Genomic DNA, 1,774 nt, shown 5'->3' with positions numbered 1-1,774 from the left:
GATGTTGATACCCATGTCCACGAATGTCCCGTAGCAGAACCAATAGACGTGGATGACAATAAACACGATGGAAATGGCACGCATGAACTCCATGACCTTGGCCAGTCCTCTCAAATCATCTTCTTGTTGCATAACTGTAAAAATTTTGATGGTTGGTAATTGACAATCAGGATATGCCGCGTGAACGGCGTTTTTTCTTCTTTTTCTTACGTTGCAGCCTGCGGGCGAGTGCCTCCTCCTGCGGGTCAGGACCGTTGATGTCGGGACTGAATATCCCGAAAGCCTGCTCGATGGTACTCTCCATGTTGTCGGAAAGGCTCTCCCGTGTGCCGGCATATTGTCCGGGAGCTTCCTGTTCCGGAAATTCCTGCGGTCTGCTGAAAAGCTGTTCGAAGGCGTTGGCGGAAAACTCCTTGCCCAGACGGGAGCCGTTATATACCTCACGGTTCTTGTGGTCGATGAAGGTCACGCCGTAGATGCGGCCTTCCTCGTTTTCCCTGAACACCACGTCGATGCCCTTTTCCCCGAGAAGCCGGATGAAGTCTTCCCGGTTTCCACGGCATCCGTGCATGGCCAGTGCGACGGTGTCATGGATTTTCGGCTGCCACTTCCGGCTCCTGAAGTCACGGACATTGACGGCAATCCTTTTTTCTATCCCTTCGTAGCCGAAGCGCTTGCCGATGAGTGAAGATTTGATGGGCGTGCATACCGGCCTGCCCGTATCGTCTGTCAGGGTATATACGATACCGTTGTAAGGTGAGCCTTCAAATTCTCCTCGAACCTGTTTGGCCTCGATGTTGAAGCATGAGAGCATGGCACTGAACTCCCCGAATGTCTGGAAGCGGTAGGCGGTGAACACACTTTTGAGGATATTGCCGACCTGACGTTTCACGTCCCCGTCCCGGTAGTCCGCCTTCTTGAGATACGGTTCCAGCAGTTCGTTCCGCTTGTCAGCCACAGGCTTGAGTCCGAATCTGTTTTCCAGTTCCCGGCAGGCTTTCATCGAACGATTCCATTCGTATGCGTCACCGATTTTCTCGCCGTTCTCCTTCACGCAGGTGGAGACAATATGGACATGCCTGCGGTCGATGTCCTCGTGCAGATAGACGATGTAGGGCTGGTCGCCGTAGCCCATCTTCTGCATGTACTCACGTGCCAGTTCCGCGAACTGCCCGTCCGTGAGGCGGTCGTCCACCGAGGGATTCAGGGAGATGTGCAGTACCGGCTTCTCCGTGTTCCTGTTGGCGGCGAGGTAGCTCTCGAAAGCCCATAGCGTCTGTTGCATGACATTGTGGGGATTTCCGGTGAGGTCGGTAATCATGCGGTTGCCCGCGATGATACGGGCGGTTGCCTCGTCCACTTTACGCTGGTTGTAGATGACCGCCCCGTAGAGCGATACACCCCGGTTGATTTTAGCCACCATTCTGCTGTTCCTCCTTCCTTCTTTTTATAAGGTATTCCTCCTCGAATTCCCGGGTAAGCATGACAATTCGCTTGCTCAGTACCACCAGGTCAATGGTAGCTTTTTCCAGGTTTCGGAGCAGGGCGAACGCCCGTTTCTCGCCGAAATTGGACTTGACAGCCTTCACCGTCTGGTTGTAGTTGTTGCCGATGGCCTGGAACTGGTGGTAGAAATTTGTCAGCCTGATGTAGTAGTCCATCGCCGCCTTGTCGATTCTGACGACCTTCATTTCACGTCCGAAAATCATCGCCTTGATGAATCTTGCCCGTTGTTTCATCCCGGATTTTTCAAACAGCAGCTCGAAATTTCCGT

3 protein-coding genes are annotated in these 1,774 nt (G+C 53.2%); all 3 read right to left on the bottom strand.

Annotated features, from left to right (window positions below; translation table 11 throughout):
* Positions 1-132: YWFCY domain-containing protein (locus tag B5F38_RS14105; protein ID WP_143241004.1), on the bottom strand; the 132-nt coding region annotated here is incomplete at its 3' end.
* A gap of 34 nt (positions 133-166) precedes the next feature.
* On the bottom strand, positions 167-1,423 hold the full coding sequence (gene mobB / locus B5F38_RS14100) for a conjugal transfer protein MobB (RefSeq protein ID WP_087409748.1): 1,257 nt from the start codon (positions 1,421-1,423) through the stop codon (positions 167-169).
* A partial coding sequence (gene mobA, locus B5F38_RS14095) for a conjugal transfer protein MobA (protein ID WP_087409747.1) occupies positions 1,413-1,774 on the bottom strand: 362 nt, incomplete at its 5' end. The genes mobB and mobA, both read right to left, overlap by 11 nt.

It is taken from the genome of Barnesiella sp. An22, from assembly GCF_002159975.1.
GTDB lineage: Bacteria > Bacteroidota > Bacteroidia > Bacteroidales > Barnesiellaceae > Barnesiella > Barnesiella merdigallinarum.
Note: the sequence above shows the minus strand (reverse complement) of the source record. Positions and strands in the feature narration are given on the sequence as shown.

Bases quoted from the DNA above. Each gene is read 5' to 3' on its own strand.
- mobB (WP_087409748.1), bottom strand. From the start codon at position 1,423: ATGGTGGCTAAAATCAACCGGGGTGTATCGCTCTACGGGGCGGTCATC.